This is a genomic window from Shewanella avicenniae, from assembly GCF_017354945.1.
GTDB lineage: Bacteria > Pseudomonadota > Gammaproteobacteria > Enterobacterales > Shewanellaceae > Shewanella > Shewanella avicenniae.
In genome coordinates this window covers 3,793,499-3,814,111 of sequence record NZ_CP071503.1, presented here as the reverse complement: position 1 = coordinate 3,814,111, position 20,613 = coordinate 3,793,499, and the positions used below count along the sequence as shown (strand labels likewise).

Here is a 20,613-nt window from a genome sequence, read left to right as displayed (position 1 = left end):
CAGTTGCCGCGTTTTTCCATTTGTCGCTGAAAAGATGCTGTTTGTTACACCGCTTACTTTTCTAAATGCGGTACTTGCTGCAACCAGCCCGCAGGCGCTGGGTGATGACCTTTTTGAATTGCGGTGTAGACGTCGTAAATACGTTTAACGTTTTCACCGACTTGGCCATCGGCCACTGTCACCACGCGGCCGTCTTCAAAAATGTAAGAGCCCACAGGTGATACCACTGCTGCGGTACCAAAACCACCAGCTTCAACAATCTCACCCGCTTCGATATCAGCAATGAAATCATCCAGTTTGATGGTTTCTTGGCGAACATCGCAGCCCAAGGTTGGTGCTAATTCGATGATCGATTGCGAGGTGATTGAGCGCAAAATGGTGTCAGTGAATTCAGGGATAACCACAGTGCCATCTTTCAAAATATGGAAGTGGTTCATAGCTCCGGCTTCTTCCAAGTAGGTATTGGTTGAATCCAAATACAATACTTGTGAAGCACCCGCTTCAGCGGCTGCACGGCCAGCACGCAATGACGCAGCATAGTTACCCGACGCTTTAGAGGCGCCAGTACCGCCTGGCACTGCACGGTGATATTTTTTGCTGATAAGCAAGCGGATCGCACTTAAATCTTTGCCGTAGTAAGCACCACTTGGACTCACCACCACACAGAAGGTGTAGCGAGTGGATGGACTCACTGACAGGCGATCTTCGGTCGCGAAAATGAATGGGCGAATATACAGACACGCGCCATCTTGCATTGGGAACCATAAACGATCCACATCCAGCAGCGCTTGAATCGCTTGCTGTTGATCCGCTTCAGGAATATTGGGAATGCAAAGAATGTCAGCAGAACGATTTAAACGCTCAGCATTTTTGTTAATGCGGAATGAATAAATTTCGCCGTCGTCGTGCATGAAGGCTTTAGCACCTTCGAAAATGGACTGACCATAGTGCAATGCCATTGCACCGGGTGCCAATTCGAATGGGCCGTAAGGCACAATGCGTGGATCGCGCCATTCACCATCGTAATAATCCATTAAAAACATATGGTCAGTACGTAACCGGCCAAAACCTACATTACCCTCCGGACGGAACTGCTCTTGACGGCGTTCTGCGGCAGGTTTTAAACAATACTTGATTTCCATTGTGTACAACCCTAATTATCGTCTAAGCAGACTAGGAATCGTACGATTGAAAGTCAATAGCATTTAAGCTGTTTGACAGAACAGGCAAACAATATTTTGGCAACAAAGTGCAACAACGCGCCATTTAGCAAAAAACAGTGGTTGTTTTTAACGGATATCGAGGTGATAAAAGCAGCAGTCAAAAATTGCCCGCTATCGGTGATGTCCACAGGCTGCTAGAATCGCAGCCCCGTGATAACCCCAGGAGGACTCCCCATGAGCCTTGAATTACTGTCCCAACTGGAACAAAAAATTCAGTCAGCACTCGAGCACATCGAACTGCTGAAAATGGAACTCGAAGAAGAGAAAGCAAACAATCAGCAACTGAGTGAGCAGAACCAAAAACTGCAACAAGATCTCGATACTTGGACAAGCAAGATATCGGGCTTGGTGGGTTTACTGAACCACGAAATCAGTTGAATAGACTGACGTCGCCAATTGTTATTGCCTTGGTAGCATAAGCCTAACAAGCGATAAATTGGCGACGAGTTACGCTTATCCTATCCCGAACAGTCCTGTTTCAGTCTTATCAGCCATTGGCCAACACTCCTGCAACAGAGATAGTGGGTTGAAGATCCGCTGGATCAACAGCGATTTTGCTTAAGTCGCCATTGCGATAATGAAACAGCGCATCTTGCGGGCGCTCCTGCAGCCAGATCTGTTCATAGCTGAGTTGCAGCAACATCGCTCGCAAAATCATGCCGGTGAGGCCGTGACTCACCACAATCGTTTTTTGCTCGCCTAGTTCCGCTAACCACTGTGCTAAACGTGCTTGTACTTGTGGCAAACGTTCGCCGTTGGGCGCATCTAAATACCAATCGTTACGGGTTTTGAATTGCGGATATTGCTGCAGCAGTTGTTCAATCTGGCCATGTTCCCAATCGCCTAAGCCAACCTCTTGCACCCGCGCATCGTATTTTACTTGCGCCGCAGCAAGCCCCATACCGTGACACACTAACGCGCTGGTTTGGCGGGTGCGCCCTAATGGACTGCTGACAATTTGCCAATCTTGCACATTGTGCCCCAGCTGTTGAGCGATGGCGCGCCCCATGGCGTAGGCTTGGCGTTCGCCTAACGGGGTCAGCGGTGAGTTGCATTGCCCCTGTAACCGACGTTCCGCATTAAACACAGTTTGGCCGTGGCGTAAGATAAAGAGTTCAGCAGCCATAGGTTTCCTTCACAAACAAAAACTAGCAGGCATACTGCCCCGAGCGCGCAGCTAGGGTCAAGCAGTAATCGATATTTGTATGACAATTTAACCAAGTGGCGCATGCAGCAAATTGCGCCAGTGCCCAGCGTGAGATTTGCTATAGTGAGCCGCAATAAAACACCCGACTCGGAGTAATGATGTCAATTCAACGTATAAACCCGACTACCCGTTGGTCAGATGTGACTGTTTATAACGGGGTTGCTCGTTTTGTAGAGGTACCTGAGTGTGAACCGTTAGGCGACATGCACGCGCAGGTGAGTGCGATTATGGCGCAAGCTGAGCAAAAGCTGGCGCTGGTGGGCAGTGATCGGCGCCATGTGTTGGCAGTAACCATCTATATCACCGATTTTGCCAATGCAGCGGTATTGAATGAGATTTGGGATAACTGGTTTCCCGCAGGTTGTGCGCCGAGTCGCGTATGCGTACAAGCGGCATTAGCTGATCCTGACTATCTGGTTGAAATGGTATTTGAAGCGGCAGCACACAACTAAGGCGCTCACGACTTTGTGCAGTTTCGCACGTGGCAACTTGGGGCTCGCGGCAGCAAAAGGGCAAACATCATGTTTGCCCTTTGCATAACTAAAATCGGACGAAAGCTTATTCCGCTTTGCGGATAACTTTTGCTGGATTACCCGCCGCTAACATGCCTGCGGGCACATCTTTGGTGACCACACTGCCAGCGCCAACCACCGCACCATCACCTATGCTGACCCCTGGCAGAATTTTTACATCGCCAGCAATCCACACATGATCGCCAATGGTTATGGGCAAGGTGGTGCCGGTGTGGCTGTCACGTTCAGCAATATCCATTGGATGCAGCGCGGTATAGAAGCAGACATTCGGCCCAATAAACACATGGTTGCCAATGGTTACACAGCCGGGGTCAAGCACGGTCAGATTAAAATTGATAAACACATGGCTGCCAAGTTTGGTATTACAGCCGTAATCAATCCGCATCGGCTTTTCGATATGCACATCGTCGCCCACTTCGGCAAAAATTTGCTGAATCAGCTTGGTCTTCTCTGCCACTTGGCGGGCACTGAGGGCATTAAAAGCGTCCACTCTATCGCGGGTTTGATAGCGGATTTCTACTAATTCTGGGTCGTTAATGCAGTAGGGGGCGCCCGCTACCATGGCATCAAAAGCACGTTCCATCTTTACCACCTTTAGCGTTGAAATAGTTAATCGTTGTCATTGTCTCTGTGCTGCATCTTAGCGAGTTAACCGCTGAAAATGAAAGCGCTTTGGCTGACAGATTACTCAGTGACTTCATATTAGGATTTGCTTGCCTAGCAGCGTAAACCACACCATGATGCGTTTAACGGTAATTCGCCGTATTTGTGGGAGTGATGAGATGGCGCAATGGACAATTTATGGCGATCGCCAATCAGGCAACTGTTACAAAATCCAGTTAGTCTGTGGCTTGCTTGGGTTTGATTATGATTGGGTCGAGGTGGATATTCTGGCGGGAGACACCCGTACTGCAGATTTCTTAGCGAAAAACCCTAATGGCAAAATCCCTTTGTTGGTGTTACCGAGCGGCCAAACCCTGTCTGAGTCCAATGCCATCATTAATTATCTTGCGGCAGGCACTGCGCTGTTACCGCTGGATCGCTTTGAATTGGCCAAAGTTCAGCAGTGGCAGTTCTTCGAGCAATACAGTCATGAGCCCTATGTCGCGGTCGCTCGGTTTATTGCCAAGTATCTGGGATTGCCAGAGGAGCGCCGCGCTGAGTACCAAGCTAAGCAAGCCGGCGGCAATAAAGCCTTGCAGGTGATGGAGCAACAACTCAGTCAAACTCCTTATTTAGTAGGGGAGCAGTTGACCACCGCCGACATCAGCTTGTTTGCCTATACTCATGTGGCAGAGGAAGGCGGATTTTCGCTATCAGCTTATCCTGCAATTCAAAAATGGTTAGGCCGTATTCGCCAGCAAGCCGGATTTGTGACAATGGGCTAATGGGATCGGGTTTCAATAGTTGCCAAGGCGATTCTGCGCTTAACTTGCTATCTAAAATCGGTAGAATAGCCGCCTTTAAAGTTGTTGGAGCCTGATCTATGTATCAAGATTTCGCCGCTGAGTTGGCTTGGGCCACTCTGCATATGCCACGTACTCGCGCTGCAGTTGCTGCGCTGCCAGATCTCACCGGCATTAAACTTGCCTGCAATATGCACCTCGATTTAAAAATGGCACCGCTGGTGGCTGGCATACTTGATAAAGGCGCCGAGGTGTTTTTAACCACCTGCAACCCAACAACTGTGCAAGATGATGTGGTGGCTTATTTGGTGGAAAAGGGCGCTAAAGCGCACGCATGGCGTGATATGAGCGATGCGGATTGGTCTGACTCCTTCGATAAAGCGTTGGCGTGGAATCCTACCCATCTGTGCGAAATGGGCGCGGATTTGACCACCCGTTTACATCAGAGTGAAACTGGGCCGAACATCATTGCCGGCTTGGAAGCGACTGGCTCAGGTATCAACCGTTTGGGCGGCGTTGAGCCTCGTTATCCGATCTTTAACTGGGACGATCTGCCAGTTAAAGAGGGGTTGCATAACCGTCATATGGTGGGGCTGACCGCATGGCACACCTTCTTCCAAACTACTCACCTGACCCTGCACGAGAAAAAAGTGATCGTGATTGGCTATGGTTTAGTGGGCCAAGGGGTTGCGGCATCGGCCAAAGCTTATGGCGGCCAAGTGGAAATTGCCGAGCTAAACCCTGCCCGTGCATTGCAAGCCAAATATGATGGCTGGCCTGTGGTCGATTTGGCTGAAGCGGTAAAACATGCGGACGTGATTGCCACGGCTACCGGCGCATACGGCGTGTTGAGTGCGCAGCATCTGGATAACATGAAAGATGGCGCGTTTATTCTTAACGTTGGTCATGTGTCGCAAGAGATTGATGTGCCTTACTTAAAAGCTAACGCCAGCCATAGCTTGCCAATGCCATACGTGGATGCTTACCAATTGGGCGACAAAACCCTGTACCTGTTAGCTGATGGTTCTATGTTTAACCTCACCGCTGGGTATGGTGATAGCTTGAATGCGTTTGATGTGACCTTAGCAGTGATGGCTTCAGGTATTGGCCACATTGTGGGTGAGGGTGCGATCCATGAAAATGGGCTGTATCTGTTGCCAGAAAGTGCCTGGATGAAAGCGCTTTAATCGCCTCTCGCGCCGGCTAATTACCTCAAAACAGCACGCTGAGTGACTGAATGTAAAGAGATTGGCGGCGAAATAGTAAAACGGGCAGTATCATTAAGTACTGCCCGTTTTGTTTTCGGAGGTTGGATGAAAAGTCATTGGCTGGCGGCGTTGCCGCTGTTTGCACTGTTAATGATTGGCGCTGCCCATAGCACTCAGCCGCAGGCTGCTAACCTCCAAGGTGATCTCGCACCTCTCACGCCTGATACCATCCCCGCCGCCGCTTCACCGACTAATACGCCAACCAGCACCGCCGAAGTGCCAAACTGCAGCCGAATCGAGTTGTTGTGGCAGTTGGATGAGCAAATCGGCATGGGGCCATTACATCTGGATATGACACTGCAAGAAGCGCAAGCCGCGGGGCAGTTAGTCATCTCTAAGCCGCTCCAATATGCGTTATGCGGTGTCGCTAATGCCAACTTCATCATGGATGAAGGCGCAATCGAGGTGATTTTTGATAAACGGCAACGGATTATCAGCCTCAAAAGTCGCACCGTCGATCAAGGCTGCAGTGTGATGCAACAGATGACCCAAGCCGCGACGGTATTTTCCGATCTTGAGCGGCTACCGCTGCCCTATATGCCCGCCAGTGGCACCCTGAGCGCTGCGTATTATCGCCTCGGTACACCGCCTAGGGCGTGGTTAATGTTGACCCCTGAATTTACCCAGTTGGATAACGGCAGTTGTGCCGAGGCAGATATAACAAAGGCACCTGTCAGTGCCTTTCATTGATGAGTATTTTGTAGCGCTAACGCTTAATCCACTAACCCATATTGGTTTTTGAGGATATCGACGATTTCCGCTTTAGGATTGGCCGACAGCTCAATCTTACGGCCAGTGACTTTCTCGGCCACGCCGGTATAGGTCTTTGATACGTCCATCATCGCGCTCAGTGGCAGTGCGGTATCACGCGCTAACGCTTCACGCTCAGGCATGCGGTTTTTATCTAGCATGATATCTGGCTCAGGGAAGAAGTTCAGCAGGAACTGACGGAAGCCTTCTTTTGAATTCTCCACGATCTTGCCTTCACGATAGGCGGCGCCGTCCCAAATACGGGATGAATCCGGTGTGCCCACTTCATCCATGTAAATCAGCTTAGAGTTACCGTTGCGATCGGTGACATAACCAAACTCAAATTTGGTATCCACAAACACTTGGTCAATATCTGCCAGCGCTTTGGAAATCACGCCAAAGCCTTCTTTCAGCAGCTTCTCGTACAGGTCGATATCTTCTGGCTTTTCAAAGCCAAATGCTTGCCAGTTGGCTTCTAAATCGGCACGGCTGATGTTGACATCATCTTGCTCAGGTACACCCGGAATACCTGTCAAAATACCCTTGGTAGATGGGGTGATCAGCAGCTCAGGCAGCTTTTGATCTTTCTGCAAACCTTCTGGCAGGGTGATGCCACAGAATTCACGTTCGCCCTTGGCGTAAGCACGCCACATTGAACCGGTGATATAAGAGCGGATAATCGCTTCCACTTTGATTGGACGCGCTTTTTGCACAATCCATACAAACGGATGTGGGATCTCGAGAATATGGCTATCGGCTAGACCATTGTCTTTAAACAGTTGGAACCAATGGTTGCTGATGGCGTTCAGCGCAGCGCCTTTACCTGGGATGCCTTGCAAGCCTTCTTCACCGTGGAAGATGCAGTCAAAAGCCGAAATACGGTCGCTGATCACCATGATGGCCAGCGGCGTATCGGCAGGCACATCATAACCGCGCTCGGCAATCAAACGGGCGCTGTCGGCTTCGGTGAGCCAGTAAACGCTGCGGACTTTACCGCTGTGCACAGGTTTGTCGGTGCGGATTGGCAGATCGTTGTTCACTGCCAGAACGGAATCAGCAAGACTCATGACGAGTATTCCTCAGACTTTGTAGGGTTGAGAGTTAGCCAGCGGTCGCTATGGGAGTTTTGGTATAAATGCGAAGCTGGCAAATGTGAGCAGGCAGCAACGAGGTTCGCAGAGGGAGCAGCGCAACAAGTATGCAGAGCAAGCAGCGTCACAGTAGCGGCCTTTCACAGAATGAATGGCGCATATTCTACCGTGTTTGCGCTAATTTACCATGCGGCAGATCGCGCAAGGATCACAACACTGGGTTCGCTGCAGCAAACGGTTAGCCCGAATGCCGCAGCAATAGGTAAGCCAGCGCGGGTTAGTTACGCACTTGGCCGTGGCCGTTCACCAGATATTTCTCTGTGGTCAACGATTCAAGTCCCATCGGGCCATAGGCATGCAGTTTGGTGGTGGCGATGCCAATCTCTGCTCCAAGGCCGAGTTCGCCGCCATCGCTAAAACGAGAAGAGGCATTGGCCATCACCACGGAGGCATCAACTTCACGCTGAAAGCGCGTGGCGGCTTGAATATCTTCAGTGCAGATCACTTCGGTATGGTGACTGCCAAACTGAGCAATATGCGCCATGGCATCATCCAGTGAATCCACCATTTTGACTGCAATTTCAAGGCGCAGATACTCTTGGCCGAATTGGTCGTCAGCGAGCAGATTGGCATTGTCAAAGTAGGCCGCACTGCGTTGGTCAGCATTGATCTGCACACCTTTATCGGCCAAGGCTTGCGCAGCAATCGGCAACCAAGTGCTGGCGATATCTTTATGCACCAATAAGCCTTCCAGTGCATTACATACGCCGGTGCGTTGGGTTTTGCCGTTCAGCAGCAGGTATAACGCTTTTTCGACATCCGCAGCTTTATCCACATACAGATGACAAACCCCTTTAAAGTGCTGAATGACAGGAATTTTGCTGTTGTCGCTGACAAAATTAATCAAGCCTTCTCCGCCGCGGGGAATCACCAGATCTATGTAGTCACGTTGTTGCAGCAGTTCCAGCATTAATGCGCGATCAGGGTCGGGCACCACAGTGATTAGCGCCTTGGGCAGATTGAACAGCTGCAATACATTTTGCAGTACTTCAGCAATTGCCAAGCTACTGCCGAGCGCTTCCTTACCCCCACGCAGGATCACCGCATTGCCAGCTTTAAAACAGAGCGCACCTGCATCAGCGGTGACGTTGGGGCGAGCTTCATAAATCATACACACTACCCCAAGCGGTACGCTTAACTTACTGACCTTGATGCCGTTGGGGCGGACACATAATTCGCGGCGCTTACCGACAGGATCGTCCAGTTCCACAATGGTATCAATCCCTTGCGCCATTGCCTCAATACGCTCTGGCGTGAGGGTGAGGCGGTCAATCATCGCTGCAGCTAAACCTGCATCGCGGGCTTGCTGTAAATCGATTGCGTTGGTAGTGAGAATACTGTCGATATTGGCCCGCAGTGCGGCACTCATTGCCATCAAAACTTGGTTTTTCTGCTCAGTATCGAGCGCGGCTAACGTACGGGCAGCACTGTGAGCATTTTTAGCTAATTCGGTAATTAAACTCATGATTTTTCCTCCAGCGGTTGAGCATCGGGGGACAGCAGAGCGATATCTTGCGCCGCAACTAAGCCGCGGTCGTGAGTAAAGCTGTCGATCAGCTTCGAATCGTCCTGCTTGGCGATAAATTTCAATAAACGGCTGCTGTAGTTACTGCGGGCTTTGGCCAGACGTTTGCCATCGTCGCTGCACAGCACAATGGTGTCACCTTCGGCAAAGGTGCCTTTTACTTCGAGCACTTCACTGCTACTGATGTTGACGCAATCTTCAGCGCTGCGAACCGCATCTTCGGAAGCCACCACGACTTCGCCTTCGGCGCGTACTGTGTGGGTAAACCAATGCAGCCGTTCTAACATTGGGCTGGCAGAGCCACGGAACAGGGTGCCGGGGTTTTTACCGCGCAGCAGCTCGTTAAAACTGGCTTCTTTAAAGCCGTTGACTATGTAGGTATCGATGCCGTGGGATACTGCTTTTTCGGCCGCCTGTATCTTAGTGATCATCCCGCCGGTGCCCACATCACTGTGGCTACCGCCAGCCATGGCATAAATACTGGCATCGATTTGGGTCACTTCAGGGATCAGCTTGGCATCAGCATTCAGATGCGGATTGCTATCAAATAAGCCATCAATATCAGAGCAGATAACTAAGCTGCGGGCATCGACCGCCGCCGCAACCATGGCTGACAGATTGTCGTTGTCGCCGACTTTCAGCTTGTCGGTGGTGACGGTATCGTTTTCGTTCACAATCGGCAGAATACCGTGGTCGAGCAGCGTCGACAGGGTGTCGCGAATACTTAAATAGCGTTCACGATCACGCAGATCGGCGTGGGTCAGCAGCACTTGTGCGGTGGGAAAATCAAAAAACTTGTCCCAGGTGGCCATCATTTCGGTTTGGCCGGCGGCCGCCATGGCTTTTTTTAGCGCTAATTGTGCTTGTGGATCGCTGGCGTTATCTGCCGATTGCACTGGAAAGCGATGCGCACCTGCTGCAATGGAACCAGAAGACACCAGAATGACTTGAAAGCCCTCGGTACGGCAGCGCACGATAAATTGGGCGATGGAAAGAAGATAACGAGAACTGCAGCCCTGACGGTCAGGTGCGATTAATGCACTGCCAACCTTCAGCACAATACGTTGTCTAGCTTGCGTGTTCATAACGTCCTTTTTGAGCTTAGTTAAGAGTGAAATGGAAATGTGGGGACGACGACGTCGTCCTGAATTGATTGTTGCTTAGCGCGCTTGTTGTAGCTTTGCTTGCGTATCGTGAAACGTTTGCTGCACATCGCGCGAGGGATCGCGGCCAAAATGGCTAACCAACACTATGCTGATGCCGCTGACAATAAAGCCTGGGATGATTTCGTACATCACGCTCGACAGCGTTTTGCCATCGGGCAGTACCGGTGCGTAAATCCAAAACAACACGGTGAGCGCGCCGGAGACAATCCCTGCAATGGCTGAGCTGTGATTCATTTTGTGCCAGAACAGCGATAGCAAGACTAACGGACCGAATGCGGCACCAAAACCCGCCCAGGCATTACTAACCAAGTCGAGAATGCTGGTTGAGCGATCAAACGCCAACAGGGTAGCCACTGCGGCAACTGCGAATACGCCCAGACGGCCAATGTTCACCAGTTTTTTGTCGCCGATATCTTTATTAAACAGTGCGCGATACACGTCTTCCGTCAGCGAGCTTGATGACACCAACAACTGGCTTGAAATCGTGCTCATGACGGCCGCGAGAATTGCCGCCAGCAAGAACCCGGTGATTAACGGATGGAACAGAATCTGCGAGAACACAATAAAGATGGTTTCAGGGTCTTTCAGCGCCAAGCCAAATTTGTGTACATAGGCCACGCCGACTAAGCCGGTGGCCAGTGCTCCGATAATGGTGACAATCATCCAGCTCATACCGATGTGGCGCGCGATTTTAATATCTTGCACTGAACGGATTGCCATAAACCTCACAATTATGTGCGGTTGACCGAAGTAACCCAGCCCCCACGCGAGGCTAGAGATAATTGCCACCACACCGATATCGCCCATGTTGGCGATGGAATCTATGGTGCTGCGGGCGTTGGCCAGCAGATCGGCACGGCCATCAAACTGGGTGTATGCCACATAAGGCACCAACACCAAGGCAACAAACATGATGCAGCCTTGCACAAAGTCGGTCAGGCTCACCGCTAAAAAGCCACCCAGTAGGGTGTAGGCCACCACAACGCTTACGGTAACCAGCAAGCCAATTTGATAGTCCAAGCCAAAGGCGGTTTCAAACAACTTACCGCCAGCGACTAAACCTGATGAGGTGTAGAGGGTGAAAAATAGAATAATCACCGCAGCCGAAATCATCCGCACTGCACCGTTTTCCAGTCCAAATCGTTTACTGAAAAAGTCCGGCAGGGTCAGCGCATCATCGGCTTCAACGGTGTAAACCCGCAGCCTTGGCGCCACCAGTAAATAGTTAGCCAGCGCACCGAGCACCAAGCCAATGGCGATCCAGATGGTGCTGTAGCCTTGGACGAACATCGCCCCCGGTAAGCCCATCAGCATCCAGCCGCTCATATCGGATGCACCGGCAGAGAGCGCGGTTACTTGTGGGCTGACATTACGTCCACCCAGAATGTATCCCGAAATATCATCAGTAGAGTTGCGATAGGCAAACAGACCTATCGCCAGCATGACCAGAAAATAAATGGCCAGTGCAATGTAGGTTGAATAATCCATGTGGGTTTGCCTGTTATTGAGGATTTAACGCTTGGCTAATTTTTTGTTTGCAGAGCGGAACTATGTAGCTTCCCAGTACGAGCCAGAAGCAGCTGAGCTGCAGCAGATAGGTGAGTTTTTCTTGCAAATGCTGAGCTGAAAGGGGGTGAACCGTATAACTGTCGGGCTCCTGACGGTTGTTGGCATGCATCACTGATTCTCCTGTTTAAGTCGTCGGTTTGATGGCTTAAAGGCAAAATCATTTGAAGGCTAATTAAATAAAAATAATTAGTGTTCGAATGATTTTGATGAGGCGTTATTATTCATTAAACAGCCTGATATATCAACAGCTACTTAAGAGTTAAAATCATTAATAAAAGTAAATATTCAGTATAAACAATATATTGATGTGGTTGTTTCACTGAATTTTTGACTGTTCATGGCAAGCTGAGATGGCTAATTGCACTACACTTGTAGCGATTTTTTGATGAAAAATTGGCAAGTAATTACCGAAGATAATTTAGTATTCAAACTAATTTTTGTGAGCGTAATTTCCTCCTGAATCACAACTGTTCCCAAGGTCACAAAACTGCAATCTAAACTTGTTATATATGCTTAAACGCATATGCTTAAATCCATATATTCGGCTTGCCATATATTTAGTGATAGCTGATTTTCTTAATGCCGAATAACAAGGAGTACCACGTGCAACCTTTGGATTTTTTTAAGTCACTGGCGGATGAAACACGCTTATTGAGCCTATTGCTGATCCAGCATTCTGGCGAGTTGTGTGTGTGTGAGTTGACCGAAGCCTTGGCCTTGAGCCAACCCAAAGTCTCCCGCCACTTGGCCAACCTGCGTAAGTTGGGATTGCTGCAAGATAGGCGTCAAGGTCAATGGGTGTTTTATCGTTTTGATGAGCAGTTGCCGCCATGGTGCCACGGTATCTTGCAAGCCGCGTTAGCGGGCAATCCTGACTTGATTGAGCAACCGCTGCAACGTTTACAAGCGATGACATTTCGTCCCGGCCGTTGTTGCCAAAATGCGTCGGCCAGCAGTGCATGTTAAGTCGGGCGGCCATAGCTGAGCAGCTTAGCTGAGCAGCTTAATCAAGGAGCAGAATATGTTCGCGATTTTTACTCAGTTTGCCGATTGGTTGGTGTTTCAACTACTGGGACTGACGCCCGAGCAGCGTTTAGGTGAAGCACTGCATTTTTTTGTGGAAGATACCACTAAGATTTTTGCGTTGTTAGTGGTGATGATTTACGCGTTGGCGCTCGTGCGTGCCTCGCTTAATGTGGAGCGCGTGCGAGACTACTTGGCTGGCAAACATCGCACCACTGGCTATTTGTTGGGTTCGGCCTTTGGCGCGGTCACCCCATTTTGTTCTTGCTCGTCGATTCCCGCCTTTTTGGGGTTCACTTCGGCGGGGATTCCGCTGGGGATCACCATGGCGTTTTTGCTGACCTCGCCATTGATCAACGAAGTCGCAGTATTGCTGCTGCTGAGCATTCTTGGCTGGAAATTTACCCTGATCTACATTGCCGTGGGCATGTTAGTGGGGATTTGCGCAGGGGCGTTGCTGGATGCAATTCATGCCGAACGGTGGCTACAAGCTTTTGCCGCCAAAGCGCTGGAACGTGGCAAACAGCAAGAGTTTCAGGCGGGTGAAGCAGAGGTGTTGAGCTGGCAGGCACGGCATCAATTCGCTAAGCAAGAAACCCACGATATTTTTGGCCGCGTGTGGAAATGGGTATTGATTGGGGTCGGTTTAGGTGCCGCCCTGCATGGCTTTGTGCCAGAAGGCTGGGTGGTTGACCATCTTGGCCAAGGCCAGTGGTGGTCGGTGCCAATGGCGGTGATGTTGGGCGTACCTTTGTATTCCAACGTGACTGGCATAGTGCCGGTGATGGAGAGTTTGCTGCAACATGGCTTACCTATCGGTACCACGCTGGCATTTTGCATGGCGACGGTGGCCGCCAGTTTTCCCGAATTTGTGTTACTCAAGCAGGTGATGCAGTGGCGTTTGCTGGCCGCGGTACTGCTGATTTTATTGACCGCATTTACGCTGATGGGATGGTTATTCAACCTCATCGGCCCGTTACTCTGAGCATATGAAGGATATAAAAATGAAACAGATCAAAGTATTAGGAAGTGGCTGTACTAAATGTGTCAAAACCGCTGAACTGATCAGTGAAGTGGTGAACGAGCTGGGGGTTGAGGCGACGGTAAGCAAAGAAACCAGCCCAGAAGCGATTATGGGCTATGGCGTTATGCGTACTCCGGCGGTGGTGATTGACGAGCAAGTAGTACACAGCGGCTCCATGCCAGAAAAAGCCCAGATTGAGTCATGGTTGGCTTAATGCTGGCGTAGAACAGATCATTTTTTGACGTGGTAATAGGTGAAACATGGCAATTAAAGTAGGCATTAATGGTTTTGGCCGCATGGGGCGTTTGGCATTACGTGCGGCGTGGGAATGGCCGGAGCTGGAGTTTGTGCAGATCAACGATCCAGCCGGCGATGGCGTGGCACTCGCACATCTGCTGGAGTTTGATTCCGTCCATGGCCGTTGGCCGCACGCGATCACGGGCGAGCCTTCATCGCTGACCATTGACGGTCACAGCATTAAGGTGACCCAAAACAAAGCGATTAGTGATACCGATTGGTCGAACTGCGATATTGTGATTGAAGCCTCAGGCAAAATGCGTCAAAAAACGCTGTTGCAGCAATATCTGGCACAAGGCGTTAAACGGGTGGTGGTGACTGCACCAGTGAAAGAGGATGGCGTACTCAATATAGTGATGGGGGTGAATCATCAGTTGTATGATCCTGCCGCACATACCATTGTCACCGCAGCGTCTTGCACCACCAACTGTTTGGCACCTGTGGTGAAAGTGATTCACGAAAACTTGGGCATCAAACATGGCTCGATGACCACCATTCATGACATCACCAATACCCAAACTATTTTGGATGCGCCGCATAAAGATCTGCGCCGCGCTCGCGCCTGTGGTCAAAGCCTGATCCCAACCACCACCGGCAGCGCGACTGCGATTACCCATATTTTCCCTGAATTGAAAGGTAAGCTGAACGGCCATGCGGTGCGGGTGCCGTTGGCAAACGCTTCGTTGACCGACTGTGTGTTTGAATTGGAACGCAGCGTTACCGAAGCGGAAGTGAATGCGTTGCTGAAAGACGCGGCCGCTGGCGAACTCAAGGGGATTTTGGGTTACGAAGAGCGACCACTGGTGTCAGTGGATTATAAAACTGACCCACGTTCGAGCATCATCGATGCGCTATCCACTATGGTGGTCAACGGCACGCAACTCAAGCTGTATTGCTGGTATGACAACGAGTGGGGCTACGCAAATCGCACTGCCGAATTAGTACGGATGGTGGCGATGATTGATGCAGGCATGTCTGCATGAGTCGCATTACGCCAGCGGTACGGCAATATCTGTTGATTACCGGTAATTACTGGGCGTTTACTCTGACCGATGGCGCGCTGCGAATGTTAGTCGTGCTCTACTTTAATGAGTTGGGGTACGGCCCGCTGGCAATTGCCATGCTGTTTCTGTTTTACGAGTTTTTTGGGGTGGTCACTAATCTGGTCGGCGGCTGGTTGGGCGCACGCATCGGCTTGAACCGCACCATGAATATTGGCCTAGGCATGCAAGTGCTAGCGTTGGCGATGTTGCTGGTGCCCACCACTTGGCTAACGGTCGCGTGGGTGATGGCTGCGCAGGCGCTCTCGGGGATTGCCAAAGATCTCAATAAGATGAGTGCCAAAAGTGCGGTGAAAACCCTGCTGCCGCAAGCTCAAGCTGACGGTCAAAGCCAAGACAGTTTGCTGTTCCGCTACATCGCGCTGCTGACGGGGTCGAAAAACGCTCTTAAAGGGATTGGTTTCTTTCTCGGTGGCGCCCTGTTGACCGTGCTCGGTTTCAAAGGGGCAGTATTGGCCATGGCGCTGCTGCTGTTGCTGGTTTGGATCGGCTCGTTAGTGATGTTGAAAAGCGAACTGGGCAAAGCCAAAAACAAACCCAAGTTTCGCGATATCTTTTCCAAGAGTCGCTCAGTCAACATTCTTTCTGCCGCACGCTTATGCTTGTTTGCCGCGCGTGATGTGTGGTTTGTGGTGGCGCTGCCTGTGTATCTGGCCGATCAGTTTGGTTGGGATCATTGGGCGGTGGGCGGCTTTCTTGCCAGCTGGGTGATCGCTTACGGCATAGTGCAAACTTTTGCGCCGCAGTTAACTGGGGCGCGTAAGCAAAATGCCCAACCACCAGGGCGCAACGCCGCGGTCGGTTGGGTGATGTTGCTGGCAGTAATTCCAGCGCTGATCGCGTTGGGGTTAAACGCGGGCTGGTCGCCGCAAATCACGCTGCTGGGCGGATTAATGCTGTTCGGCGTGTTGTTTGCAGTGAACTCGTCACTGCACAGTTTTTTAATTGTGCACTATGCCAGTGACGATGGTGTGTCGCTTGATGTGGGGTTCTACTACATGGCCAACGCCGCAGGGCGACTGCTCGGCACCGTGTTTTCCGGATGGTTATTTCAGCAAGCGGGGCTCAATGCCTGCTTGTGGGCAAGCTCCATTTTGCTGGCGTTCACTTGGGTGATTTCGTTCGCCCTGCCAAAAGCAAAACCACAGTAATTCTCGATATATTCTTGCTGCTAAGACGTCTGTCATCAGGCGTCTTTTGCGCCCAGTTTTCACAGATTTTGACAAGCAACTTAGCCGATTTGGGCTTACGCTTATAGAGTACATAAGCGCAGCTGCGGAGGTGGCTATGTCAATGACATTGCAGTTTATTGGGGCAACGGAAGAGGTGACTGGCTCTTGTCATTTGCTGACGTTAAATCAACGTCAACTGTTGTTGGATTGCGGCATGATCCAAGGCGGTAAAACCGATGTTGCCCGCAACCGCGAACCGTTCGAATTTTCTCCGGCCGATATTTTTGCGGTGGTATTAAGCCATGCGCATATCGATCACTCTGGCCGTTTGCCTGCGCTGGTCAAACAAGGGTTTGATGGCCCCATTTATACTCATAAAGCCACCGCTGAATTATGCGAAATCCTATTGCGTGATGCTGCCAAGCTGCAGCAACGTGATACCGAGCGGGTGAATAAACGCCGCGAAAAACAGCAGCTTCAACCGCTCGAACCTCTGTTTACCGAGGAGGACGTGGAGCAGGTACTGAACCACTTGATTCCGCTGGAATATGAGCAATTGGTTCCGGTGATGCCGGGTGTAGATATCATGCTGCACGATGCGGGGCATATTCTTGGCTCCGCACTGGTGGAGCTGTTTTTAGAGGATGGCGAACGCCAACGCAAAGTCGTTTTCAGTGGCGATTTGGGGCGCAAGGGCATGCCAATTTTGCGTGACCCTGAGCTTATTGATAGTGCCGATCTTGTGCTGATGGAGAGCACTTATGGCGAACGCTTGCACCGCAGTTGGGAAGATACGCTCGAAGAGTTAAAGGCGATTTTTGCCAAAACCATTCAATCGAGCCGCGGCAATATTTTGATTCCCGCATTCTCGGTCGGGCGGGCGCAAGAGTTGATCTATCTGTTTCATCTTTACGCCAAAGAATGGCAGTTATCAGGCTGGAGTATTGTGCTCGATAGCCCGATGGCGATAGAAGCCACTCGTATTTACGTGCGTAACTATCCGTTGATGGATGAAGATTTTCAGCAGCTAACGCAGATGCATCCCGGTGTACACCCGTTGTTGTCGCAGGTGCGTTTTATTCGTGATACCGAAGAGTCGATGAGCCTCAATGACATCGATCATGGGCTGATCATTATTGCTGGCAGTGGTATGTGTAATGGCGGCCGGATTCGCTGTCATCTGCAACACAATTTGGCGCGACCTAATTCCGACGTGATCATTTGCGGCTTTCAGGCCTTAGGTACGCCGGGGCGGTTGCTGGTGGATGGGGCAGAAGAGTTGACCATTTCAGGCCAAAGCATTCCAGTGCGTGCCAAGATCCACACAGTTGGCGGATTATCGGCTCATGCCGACCAAGCGGAGCTGTTGCGTTGGTATCAACATTTTGCCAAAGCGCCACCATTGATTTTGGTGCACGGTGAACCGAACGCTCAACAAGCCTTATTAGCCAAGTTGGCGCAGCAGTGTCCTGATACCCATGCGGTGATCGCTCAACATGGTGACACCTTGGATTTATCCGCCTTACCTGAGTTGGTTTGGTTACCCGCAGCGGCAGCATTCGCAGAGTGACCTCACGCACGATTACGCTTGGTTTATGGCAGTGAATTTGGCAAAATATTGTGCAGTGCCTGTACTGCGCTTGTTCGCGAATCCCTTCCCCTCAACCAGTACCGATGTTGTATCTCGGAGTCTTCCTTTGTCCACAAATACTGCCCGTTCTGGGCTGCTGTTTATTGCGGCGGCTGTTATTTTTTGGGGCGTGATGCCCGTTGCGTTAAAGCTCACTGTCGGCTTTGTTGATGCGGTGAATCTCACTTGGTTTCGTTTTGGTGCCGCAGGGTTAATCTTGCTGGTATTTCAAACCTTGGCGGGTGGCTTAGCTCCGTTTAAGCAGGTGACCAAACGGCAATGGGGTTGGTTAGCCTTGGCCGGATTGATGCTGCTGGCTAACTATCTGGCCTATATGGTAGCACTCAAATATTTGGCGCCGGGCACTGCACAACTGAACTTTCAGACCTCTGGCGTCTTTTTAGCGATTGGTGGCTTTTTGGTATTTGGTGAACGTTTAACTCGCTTTCAAATCGGCTGCTTTGTGGCGTTAGCTGTTGGCATGTTGATGTTTTTTAACCCTTATTTGCATTTCGATGGCGGAGCCGAAGGGGGTAACGTTTTGCTCGGCGTCATGCTGATCCAGTTGTCCGTGTTGTGCTGGTGTGTCAGCGTGTTGTTGCAGCGCCAGTTAGCAGGGGTGTTGTCGCCAACCAATATTCTGTTAGTTATCTATTTGTTGGGCGCCATCGTGCTGCTGCCTGTGTGTGATTTTAGTGTGTGGCAGCCGTTAGACGGCGAGTCTTGGACGATAGTGATCGCCAGTGCCGTGGCCACATTATTGGCCTACGCCTGTTTTGCTCAAGGGATGAAATCGTTACCTGCGGGGCAGGTAGGGGCCATGCTGTCGTTGACGCCGATTATCAGTTTTATCAGTACCGATATGTTGGTGTACGCCGGTTGGTGGCGCGATATTTTGCAAGTCGGCGAGCTTAATTTGTTATCAAAACTGGGCATCGGCGTGATCGTACTCGCCGTGATGAGCGTGCAACTCAAGCCAAAAACTCAGCAAACTATGAACAAAAGCGTCAGTTAGGCTGAATATTCCGCAGAAAATCCTTTGGGGAATTCCGAATAACATAGCTCGTTACCAAAGTTAGCTTGGTTTATCCGTACCAAGCTATTCCCAATTGTTAACCATTCGTTGTAATCTGGCAGCTCACCATATGACCACCCCCTGCGGTTGTATGTCTGTCATAACTATAAAAAACAATAACGAGGTTGGAATGGAAGCAATTGTTGCTCTAGTAAACCAGGTGAATGGAATAGTATGGGGTGTGCCCATGCTGGTCATGATCCTAGGCGTTGGGCTATTTTTATCCATCGGTCTGAAACTGATGCCTATTATCAGACTAGGCACTGGTTTTAAGCTGCTTTGGTCTGGTCGTACACCAGACGATGCAGACGATGTTCAAGGGCAGATCAGCCCATTCAATGCACTGATGACATCGCTGTCTGCCACCATTGGTACCGGTAACATTGCCGGTGTTGCTACCGCGATTGCGGTGGGTGGTCCCGGGGCGCTGTTTTGGATGTGGTGTACAGCGCTGGTGGGTATGGGTACCAAATACTCTGAAGCTGTGCTTGCCGTTAAATTCCGTGAAGAAGATGAAAAAGGGCACCATGTTGGTGGCCCGATGTATTACATCAAAAACGGCTTAGGTAAAAAGTGGACTTGGCTCGGCTTACTGTTTGCGTTTTTTGGTGCGTTTGCGGGTTTTGGTATCGGCAACACAGTGCAAGCGAACTCAGTTGCTGATGCGCTGCAAGCTAACTTTGGCGTGCCTACCTGGATCACGGGTGTGGTGATGATGTTGTTTGTGGGCGCGGTATTAATGGGCGGGATTAAACGTATCGCCGAAGTTGCCGGTCGCCTCGTGCCGCTGATGACAGTGTTTTACATCGTCTGTGGTTTGGCGGTTTTGGTGGTGAACGCTGCTGAAATTCCTGCTGCATTTATACTGATCGTGAAGAGCGCTTTTTCACCTGTTGCCGCGCAAGGTGGTTTCGCTGGTGCTGCAGTGTGGGCGGCGATTCGTTACGGGGTTGCACGTGGTGTGTTCTCCAACGAAGCGGGCCTTGGTAGCGCCCCTATTGCGCACGCCGCTGCACAAACCAATAATCCTGTCACCCAAGGATTGGTTGCGATGCTGGGTACCTTCATCGACACCATTCTGGTGTGTTCTATTACCGGGTTGGCAATTGTGGTGTCTGGGGCTTGGAGTTCGGGTGAAAACGGCGCGGCATTGACCTCGATGGCGTTTTCACATGCATTCCCGATCGGCAACTACATTGTGGCGATTGCGCTGGCCATTTTCGCATTCACAACCATTTTGGGCTGGAGTTTCTACAGCGAAAAATGTGTGCAGTTCCTGTTTGGTGTTAAAGCCATTATGCCGTTCCGCTTAATCTTCACCTTGGTGGTACCGATAGGTGCTATCGCAAAACTGGAGTTCATTTGGTTATTGGCGGATACACTGAATGCCATGATGGCATTGCCAAACTTAATTGCCTTGATGTTGTTGAGCCCTGTGGTGTTCAAGCTCACCAAAGAATACTTTGCGCGGAAAAAGGCGTTAGAAGCACAGGCTAAATAGTCCGGATTGAGAAAAGAAGAAGGCAGCCTAGG

At 50.6% G+C, this 20,613-nt stretch carries 21 protein-coding genes; 13 read left to right on the top strand and 8 right to left on the bottom strand.

All coding sequences use genetic code 11. The features are described 5' to 3' along the window. Positions 1-53: 53 nt before the first annotated feature. On the bottom strand, positions 54-1,142 hold the full coding sequence (locus tag JYB87_RS16785) for a branched-chain amino acid aminotransferase (protein ID WP_207354586.1): 1,089 nt from the start codon (positions 1,140-1,142) through the stop codon (positions 54-56). Positions 1,143-1,397: 255 nt separating this feature from the next. On the opposite strand from JYB87_RS16785, the gene JYB87_RS16780 reads away from it, so the two are divergent. Next, positions 1,398-1,601: a cell division protein ZapB gene (locus tag JYB87_RS16780; RefSeq protein WP_207354585.1), complete on the top strand. Its 204-nt coding sequence runs from the start codon at positions 1,398-1,400 to the stop codon at positions 1,599-1,601. Between the two features lie 109 nt (positions 1,602-1,710). Here JYB87_RS16780 and JYB87_RS16775 read toward each other — a convergent pair whose 3' ends face one another. Then, the gene (locus JYB87_RS16775) at positions 1,711-2,349 is read right to left on the bottom strand and encodes a histidine phosphatase family protein (RefSeq protein ID WP_207354584.1); all 639 of its coding nucleotides are present in this window, start codon (positions 2,347-2,349) and stop codon (positions 1,711-1,713) included. 179 nt (positions 2,350-2,528) lie between these two features. On the opposite strand from JYB87_RS16775, the gene JYB87_RS16770 reads away from it, so the two are divergent. Beyond that, positions 2,529-2,882 carry a RidA family protein gene (locus tag JYB87_RS16770; protein WP_207354583.1) on the top strand — a complete coding sequence of 118 codons (354 nt, stop codon included), beginning with the start codon at positions 2,529-2,531 and terminating at the stop codon, positions 2,880-2,882. Positions 2,883-2,988: 106 nt separating this feature from the next. Here JYB87_RS16770 and JYB87_RS16765 read toward each other — a convergent pair whose 3' ends face one another. Then, positions 2,989-3,546 carry a sugar O-acetyltransferase gene (locus JYB87_RS16765; protein ID WP_207354582.1) on the bottom strand — a complete coding sequence of 186 codons (558 nt, stop codon included), beginning with the start codon at positions 3,544-3,546 and terminating at the stop codon, positions 2,989-2,991. A gap of 199 nt (positions 3,547-3,745) precedes the next feature. Here JYB87_RS16765 and JYB87_RS16760 point away from each other — a divergent pair, with 199 nt between their 5' ends. From JYB87_RS16760 to JYB87_RS16750, 3 genes are all read left to right on the top strand, one after another. Continuing rightward, positions 3,746-4,351 (top strand): glutathione S-transferase family protein, encoded by a 606-nt coding sequence (locus JYB87_RS16760; protein WP_207356751.1) that lies wholly within the window; start codon positions 3,746-3,748, stop codon positions 4,349-4,351. A 98-nt stretch (positions 4,352-4,449) separates the two neighbouring features. Beyond that, on the top strand, positions 4,450-5,556 hold the full coding sequence (locus tag JYB87_RS16755) for an adenosylhomocysteinase (protein ID WP_207354581.1): 1,107 nt from the start codon (positions 4,450-4,452) through the stop codon (positions 5,554-5,556). 126 nt (positions 5,557-5,682) lie between these two features. Beyond that, a complete protein-coding gene (locus tag JYB87_RS16750; protein ID WP_207354580.1) occupies positions 5,683-6,327 on the top strand; it encodes a hypothetical protein in 645 nt (214 codons plus the stop codon). Between the two features lie 23 nt (positions 6,328-6,350). On the opposite strand, the gene JYB87_RS16745 is transcribed toward JYB87_RS16750, so the two are convergent. From JYB87_RS16745 to JYB87_RS16725, 5 genes are all read right to left on the bottom strand, one after another. Further along, positions 6,351-7,454 carry a phosphoribosylaminoimidazolesuccinocarboxamide synthase gene (locus tag JYB87_RS16745; RefSeq protein WP_207354579.1) on the bottom strand — a complete coding sequence of 368 codons (1,104 nt, stop codon included), beginning with the start codon at positions 7,452-7,454 and terminating at the stop codon, positions 6,351-6,353. Between the two features lie 301 nt (positions 7,455-7,755). After that, positions 7,756-9,003: a glutamate-5-semialdehyde dehydrogenase gene (locus tag JYB87_RS16740; RefSeq protein WP_207354578.1), complete on the bottom strand. Its 1,248-nt coding sequence runs from the start codon at positions 9,001-9,003 to the stop codon at positions 7,756-7,758. Next, positions 9,000-10,148 (bottom strand): glutamate 5-kinase, encoded by a 1,149-nt coding sequence (gene proB, locus JYB87_RS16735; protein ID WP_207354577.1) that lies wholly within the window; start codon positions 10,146-10,148, stop codon positions 9,000-9,002. Before proB ends, JYB87_RS16740 begins: the two co-directional genes overlap by 4 nt. 75 nt (positions 10,149-10,223) lie before the next feature. Beyond that, a complete protein-coding gene (gene putP / locus JYB87_RS16730; protein ID WP_207354576.1) occupies positions 10,224-11,717 on the bottom strand; it encodes a sodium/proline symporter PutP in 1,494 nt (497 codons plus the stop codon). A gap of 13 nt (positions 11,718-11,730) precedes the next feature. Continuing rightward, on the bottom strand, positions 11,731-11,910 hold the full coding sequence (locus JYB87_RS16725) for a hypothetical protein (RefSeq protein ID WP_207354575.1): 180 nt from the start codon (positions 11,908-11,910) through the stop codon (positions 11,731-11,733). 491 nt (positions 11,911-12,401) lie between these two features. Here JYB87_RS16725 and JYB87_RS16720 point away from each other — a divergent pair, with 491 nt between their 5' ends. From JYB87_RS16720 to JYB87_RS16685, 8 genes are all read left to right on the top strand, one after another. Further along, on the top strand, positions 12,402-12,764 hold the full coding sequence (locus tag JYB87_RS16720) for a metalloregulator ArsR/SmtB family transcription factor (protein ID WP_324032303.1): 363 nt from the start codon (positions 12,402-12,404) through the stop codon (positions 12,762-12,764). Between the two features lie 55 nt (positions 12,765-12,819). Continuing rightward, entirely contained in the window at positions 12,820-13,806 is a 987-nt protein-coding gene (locus JYB87_RS16715) for a permease (RefSeq protein ID WP_207354573.1), read from the top strand. A 19-nt stretch (positions 13,807-13,825) separates the two neighbouring features. Beyond that, positions 13,826-14,059, top strand: a complete 234-nt coding sequence (locus tag JYB87_RS16710; RefSeq protein WP_207354572.1) for a thioredoxin family protein — start codon at positions 13,826-13,828, stop codon at positions 14,057-14,059. Between the two features lie 46 nt (positions 14,060-14,105). Further along, the gene (locus JYB87_RS16705) at positions 14,106-15,125 is read left to right on the top strand and encodes an ArsJ-associated glyceraldehyde-3-phosphate dehydrogenase (RefSeq protein ID WP_207354571.1); all 1,020 of its coding nucleotides are present in this window, start codon (positions 14,106-14,108) and stop codon (positions 15,123-15,125) included. Continuing rightward, positions 15,122-16,354 (top strand): organoarsenical effux MFS transporter ArsJ, encoded by a 1,233-nt coding sequence (arsJ, locus tag JYB87_RS16700; protein ID WP_207354570.1) that lies wholly within the window; start codon positions 15,122-15,124, stop codon positions 16,352-16,354. Before JYB87_RS16705 ends, arsJ begins: the two co-directional genes overlap by 4 nt. 136 nt (positions 16,355-16,490) lie before the next feature. Next, positions 16,491-17,945, top strand: coding sequence for an MBL fold metallo-hydrolase RNA specificity domain-containing protein (locus tag JYB87_RS16695; RefSeq protein ID WP_207354569.1), 1,455 nt, complete (start codon positions 16,491-16,493; stop codon positions 17,943-17,945). 127 nt (positions 17,946-18,072) lie between these two features. Beyond that, positions 18,073-19,020, top strand: a complete 948-nt coding sequence (locus tag JYB87_RS16690; protein WP_228729896.1) for a DMT family transporter — start codon at positions 18,073-18,075, stop codon at positions 19,018-19,020. 190 nt (positions 19,021-19,210) lie between these two features. After that, positions 19,211-20,581 carry an alanine/glycine:cation symporter family protein gene (locus JYB87_RS16685; protein WP_207354568.1) on the top strand — a complete coding sequence of 457 codons (1,371 nt, stop codon included), beginning with the start codon at positions 19,211-19,213 and terminating at the stop codon, positions 20,579-20,581. The last annotated feature ends 32 nt before the right edge of the window (positions 20,582-20,613 follow it).

What these genes read in the sequence shown, in the direction of transcription:
- JYB87_RS16785 (WP_207354586.1), bottom strand. Translation starts at nt 1,142, where the DNA reads ATGGAAATCAAGTATTGTTTAAAACCTGCCGCAGAACGCCGTCAAGAG.
- JYB87_RS16745 (WP_207354579.1), bottom strand. Translation starts at nt 7,454, where the DNA reads ATGAGTCTTGCTGATTCCGTTCTGGCAGTGAACAACGATCTGCCAATC.
- JYB87_RS16760 (WP_207356751.1), top strand. Translation starts at nt 3,746, where the DNA reads ATGGCGCAATGGACAATTTATGGCGATCGCCAATCAGGCAACTGTTAC.
- JYB87_RS16750 (WP_207354580.1), top strand. Translation starts at nt 5,683, where the DNA reads ATGAAAAGTCATTGGCTGGCGGCGTTGCCGCTGTTTGCACTGTTAATG.
- JYB87_RS16705 (WP_207354571.1), top strand. Translation starts at nt 14,106, where the DNA reads ATGGCAATTAAAGTAGGCATTAATGGTTTTGGCCGCATGGGGCGTTTG.
- JYB87_RS16770 (WP_207354583.1), top strand. Translation starts at nt 2,529, where the DNA reads ATGTCAATTCAACGTATAAACCCGACTACCCGTTGGTCAGATGTGACT.
- JYB87_RS16695 (WP_207354569.1), top strand. Translation starts at nt 16,491, where the DNA reads ATGTCAATGACATTGCAGTTTATTGGGGCAACGGAAGAGGTGACTGGC.
- JYB87_RS16710 (WP_207354572.1), top strand. Translation starts at nt 13,826, where the DNA reads ATGAAACAGATCAAAGTATTAGGAAGTGGCTGTACTAAATGTGTCAAA.
- JYB87_RS16780 (WP_207354585.1), top strand. Translation starts at nt 1,398, where the DNA reads ATGAGCCTTGAATTACTGTCCCAACTGGAACAAAAAATTCAGTCAGCA.
- JYB87_RS16755 (WP_207354581.1), top strand. Translation starts at nt 4,450, where the DNA reads ATGTATCAAGATTTCGCCGCTGAGTTGGCTTGGGCCACTCTGCATATG.
- JYB87_RS16715 (WP_207354573.1), top strand. Translation starts at nt 12,820, where the DNA reads ATGTTCGCGATTTTTACTCAGTTTGCCGATTGGTTGGTGTTTCAACTA.
- arsJ (WP_207354570.1), top strand. Translation starts at nt 15,122, where the DNA reads ATGAGTCGCATTACGCCAGCGGTACGGCAATATCTGTTGATTACCGGT.
- putP (WP_207354576.1), bottom strand. Translation starts at nt 11,717, where the DNA reads ATGGATTATTCAACCTACATTGCACTGGCCATTTATTTTCTGGTCATG.
- JYB87_RS16765 (WP_207354582.1), bottom strand. Translation starts at nt 3,546, where the DNA reads ATGGAACGTGCTTTTGATGCCATGGTAGCGGGCGCCCCCTACTGCATT.
- JYB87_RS16775 (WP_207354584.1), bottom strand. Translation starts at nt 2,349, where the DNA reads ATGGCTGCTGAACTCTTTATCTTACGCCACGGCCAAACTGTGTTTAAT.
- JYB87_RS16740 (WP_207354578.1), bottom strand. Translation starts at nt 9,003, where the DNA reads ATGAGTTTAATTACCGAATTAGCTAAAAATGCTCACAGTGCTGCCCGT.
- JYB87_RS16685 (WP_207354568.1), top strand. Translation starts at nt 19,211, where the DNA reads ATGGAAGCAATTGTTGCTCTAGTAAACCAGGTGAATGGAATAGTATGG.
- proB (WP_207354577.1), bottom strand. Translation starts at nt 10,148, where the DNA reads ATGAACACGCAAGCTAGACAACGTATTGTGCTGAAGGTTGGCAGTGCA.